The sequence below is a fragment of the Nitrospira sp. ND1 genome (assembly GCF_900170025.1).
In the GTDB taxonomy this organism is placed as follows: domain Bacteria; phylum Nitrospirota; class Nitrospiria; order Nitrospirales; family Nitrospiraceae; genus Nitrospira_A.
Window position 1 is genome coordinate 1 of record NZ_FWEX01000004.1, and the last position, 4,433, is coordinate 4,433.

Consider the following 4,433-nt stretch of genomic DNA (forward strand, 5'->3'; position numbering starts at 1 on the left):
TGCCGAGGCCCGGCACCATCGGCGTCCGGCTCAACGGCTCATCGATGCCCGGCCCGTGGGTGTACCGGGCTTGCAGCAGGTTGTTCCCATCATACTCCAGCAAAATATCTTCGCCGTCATAGACGTAACGTTGCATCTGCCCATTCGCCACCTTTTCGATGCGCCGTCCGAGTCCATCATAGCGATATGTACTCGTGAAGGCTGGGGTCGGATTCCCCGCCGCGAAGTCTTCGACCTTGATCAGGCGATTCTCCGCATCGTAGGTGTACTGGGTATAGTTCCCCGTGGCGAGCAGCGTCTTGCGCGTCAGATTCCCGTTATCATCGTATTGATAGCTGTGCGTCGCATCCGCCGTGAGCTGATTGCCCGCATTCAAGACAGCCCCGGTTGTGGTCTGATTGCCCACGGCATCGTAGGCGAAGCTCTGCGGCGTGGCGAGGAGCGGATGGCTGGCCGAGGTCAACCGATCGAGATTGTCATACCCAAACGCCTGTGCACCGCGTCGATCCGTCAGCGAGGTCCGATTCCCCACCCCGTTGTAGGCATAGGCGGCCTGATTGATCTGCGTGCTGGTGGCCGTGAGCTGGTGCAGAATGTTCGTCACCTGACTGGCAGGATCGTAGCTGTAGGTGGTCTGGGTACCATTCGACAGGGTCGTGGCGATCCGGCGCGAGAGCGCGTCATAGACATAGGTCGCCACCGGTTGTTCCTGGGTCCGGGGCGATTGAAGTTCAGCCACCGTCCAGGCCCGATCCGCCATCGTGATCTCATCGAGCTGACCCGTGAACGGATTGGTGCCGCAGCCGCCGGTGCCAATGCGGAGGCCGCCCGCCGGCAGGCTGGTCAACACCGGCGGCCCGTTGAGAAAGTTCCAAAACCCTTCCATCTGGCCGTCGCGATACAGCCGGAGTTCCGTCCCATTGCGGACCGCCCCGAGCCGATGCCACTGTCCATCGTTGACCCGCTGCGTCGTCGCCACGCCGCCGCTCACGAACGTCGTCCCCGCCCCTGCGTCCGGTCCGGCCACGGCAAAGCGGGCCGTTCCGTTCGGTTGTAGCTGGAGTTCCCAGGAGGCTGAGTTGGCCGGAGAGTACCAAGAACCAACGCTGCTTAAATCGGCCACTACTCTCCATGGATCACTAGAAGTGGAGCTCCTGTCTGTTGTTCAATGACAAGGGTCACTCCGCCGCCCTTAACAATACCTCCATGAATTGATTTAGGATGGTAGTAGACAACCCAATAATTCTTGCCTCGAAGCTTTGTGTCATAGACTTCGAATAGCTGTTGCGTTTCAATGTCTGGGCTGGTCTTCATATACCCCATGAACCTGTCCCACTGCTGGTTACCGTCGTCCACCTCTATATCGTAGCTCTCTGGATGAATCCCCATTCTTTCTAACTCAGCATTAGCCAGGAATATCGCTTTTAGCTCAACACTTCCAAACGCTTTTGTTGGGGAACCTGTAACAAGCAGGAAGAACAAGCTACAAGCAAAATATGCGATTCTAATAAAACTAGTCGGTCTGTAGCATTTTGAATGCATGAATGCTTCCCCTATTGCCTGACTGGAATAATGCCATATCCCGGTACAAACTTGAGTACCTTTCGACAACCCGGATTCAGATCCTCGCTTCCCCCTCCAAGGTAGTTGGTGAACTCTCGTTGCTCACGCCACCCTCTAGGACCGGCATAGTCATCCGGATCCGTGAACCTTAATGATCCAAAATATGAATTATGAGTGTGATATAGAGCAGTTACAGACTCATCCCTTGGAGCAGTTATTTCTACAGACCCCGGACTGTTCGAGGTCTTAGGATCCGATGCTACGTATTTTAATCCCTGGTTGGTAGGCACTCTCCTGACATACCCTCCCCACTCATTCCGCCTCGCAGACTTCGGTTTAGCACAGATACAATCTATTGCATCTAGAACTGCCTCCCGCTCGCTGTCAAAAGGATCCCCAGGTTTTAGTCCCCGTGGGTCGTTGAACCTGGCCGGAGCGTTTCGCACATAACGGTAAAAGTTACTGTCTCCAGAACCAAATCCAATCGGATCTTTCTGCAGAAACCTTCCTGTCAAGGCATCGTAATACCGCGCCCGGTAGTAGTAGAGCCCTGACTCTGAATCGAACTCTCGGCCCGTATACGTATACGGCTGCTCCACCGTGCCCGGTGACTCCAGGATATTCCCATACGCATCGTACGCATAGGCCTTGGCCACGGCGCCGTTGATATCGGTGAGTTCCGTCACCGTGCCGAGGCCATCCTGATGATAGTACAGTGTGCCGTCCGCCACTGGCGTGGTTGTGGGCACCGTCGCCGAGGCCACGACGAGCGGCGTGCCCAGCGGCGTCGTCGAGGCAAACGTCGCACGGGCAGGAAACAGCAGGCGGCTTTCGAGCACCTGGTTTGTCGCGTGGTCGCGCGTCACCAGATAGAGCGGGGCATTACCGCCGATGCCCCCCGTATCGATCAGGTCCACTGCGAGCGTCCCGGTGGCCGCGGCGGCCGTGACATCGATCGGCGCGATCGGCTGTTCGAGGCCGGTTGAGTCGATCGGCTGGCCGATCGCCGGCGCCGGCATCCCGGAGACAAACACGAAGCCCACCGATACCTGGCCATTCACCTTGATCCCATCATCCACCACCGGCCCGCGTAGGCCATCCGGGGTGGAAGCCAGCACCGCCGTCTGACCGCTGCCGAGGCCCGGCACCATCGGCGTCCGGCTCAACGGCTCATCGATGCCCGGCCCGTGGGTGTACCGGGCTTGCAGCAGGTTGTTCCCATCATACTCCAGCAAAATATCTTCGCCGTCATAGACGTANNNNCCGAGGCCCGGCACCATCGGCGTCCGGCTCAACGGCTCATCGATGCCCGGCCCGTGGGTGTACCGGGCTTGCAGCAGGTTGTTCCCATCATACTCCAGCAAAATATCTTCGCCGTCATAGACGTACCGCGTGGTCTGCCCGTTGGCCACCTTCTCGATCCGACGGCCCAAACCATCGTACCGGTAGATGGACGTGGCGGCGGGGGTACTTGCGCCAGCCGAAAATTCCTCAACCTTGGTCAATCGGTTTTCCGCATCATACGTGTACTGGGCAGAGTTCCCGGTCGCCAGCAACGTCTTGCGGGTCAAATTCCCGTTGTCGTCATATTGGTAGGTATGGTTCGTATCCGCCGTGAGTTGATTCCCCGGGTTCACGAGGCTCCCGCCGGTGGTCCGATTCCCCACCGCGTCATAGGCGAAGGCTTGCGGATCGAGTAACAAGGGATGACTCGCACTGGTGAGTCGGTCTAGTTGGTCATACCCGAACGTCTGTGGCCCTCTGCGGTCTGTCAGACTGGTCCGATTGCCCACGCCGTTATAGACATAGTCAGCCTTGTTGATTTGGCTGCTGGTCGCGGTCAGCTGATGCAAGATGCTGGTGAGCTGCGGAGCGGGATCGTATGATAAGCCCACTTTGGATCTCATGGTCGTAGGTCAGTAGGACTTGTTAGGAGCGAGAAATTTGTCGCAGCAAAAAAGAGAGCGAGTGAGGCTGATCCATATAGAGAAGCCGACCNNTGAACGTATAGGGCTGCTCCAGCGTGCCCGGCGATTCGAGAATGTTCCCGTAGGAGTCATATGAATACGACTTCGCAGTTGCACCAGCAGCATCGGAGAGATCTGTCACGGAACCCAGCCCATCTTGATGATAGAAGAACGTGCTGGCACCCTTCGTGACCGCAATCGGTTCGTCAATGCCGGGCCCGTGGGTGTACCGGGCTTGCAGCAGGTTGTTCCCATCATACTCCAGCAAAATATCCTCGCCGTCGTAGATGTAGCGCTTCGTCTGGCCGTTGGCGACCTTCTCAATCCGACGGCCCAAGCCATCGTACCGATAGTTGGACGTGAATGCCGGCGTCGGATTGCCGGCCACGAAGTCTTCGACTTTCACCAGTCGGTTTTCTGCATCGTACGTGTACTGCGTGTAGTTCCCTGTCGCGAGCAGCGTCTTCCGAGTGAGATTCCCGTTGTCGTCATATTGATACGCATGTGTCGTATCCGCCGTGAGCTGGTTCCCCGCGTTGACGGTGCTGTTGTTCGTCGTGCGATTGCCCACCGGATCGTATGCAAAGCTCTGCGGCGTCGCTAACATGGGATGGGAGGCGCTCGTCAAGCGATCGAGGTTGTCGTAGCCGAACGTCTGACTTCCCCTCCGGTCCGTCAGACTCGTGCGATTCCCCACCCCGTTGTAGAGATAGTCGGCTTTGTTAATCTGCGTGCTGCTGGCCGTGAGTTGATGCAGGATGTTGGTGACCTGCGACGCCGGATCATAGCTGTAGGTCGTCTGCGTCCCATTCGACAGGGTCGTGGCGATCCGGCGCGAGAGCGCGTCATAGACATAACTTGCCACGGGCTGCTCTTGCGTCCGGGGCGCTTGGAGCTCGGCCA

The 4,433-nt window shown here is 57.8% G+C and carries 3 protein-coding genes and 1 pseudogene; all 4 read right to left on the reverse strand.

Annotated features, from left to right (window positions below; all coding sequences use genetic code 11):
- The coding region (locus NSND_RS00235) for a LamG-like jellyroll fold domain-containing protein (protein WP_200810439.1) at positions 1-1,123 on the reverse strand (1,123 nt) is incomplete at its 3' end.
- Positions 1,123-1,542, reverse strand: a complete 420-nt coding sequence (locus NSND_RS20800) for a hypothetical protein (protein ID WP_143833331.1) — start codon at positions 1,540-1,542, stop codon at positions 1,123-1,125. The genes NSND_RS00235 and NSND_RS20800, both read right to left, overlap by 1 nt.
- 11 nt (positions 1,543-1,553) lie before the next feature.
- Positions 1,554-3,470 carry an RHS repeat-associated core domain-containing protein gene (locus NSND_RS00245; protein WP_080877062.1) on the reverse strand — a complete coding sequence of 639 codons (1,917 nt, stop codon included), beginning with the start codon at positions 3,468-3,470 and terminating at the stop codon, positions 1,554-1,556.
- A gap of 22 nt (positions 3,471-3,492) precedes the next feature.
- Positions 3,493-4,433 (reverse strand): annotated as a pseudogene (locus NSND_RS00250) (hypothetical protein); the annotation flags it as partial.

Excerpts from the sequence above, each read along its gene's own strand:
- NSND_RS20800 (WP_143833331.1), bottom strand. The coding sequence starts at position 1,542 with ATGCATTCAAAATGCTACAGACCGACTAGTTTTATTAGAATCGCATAT.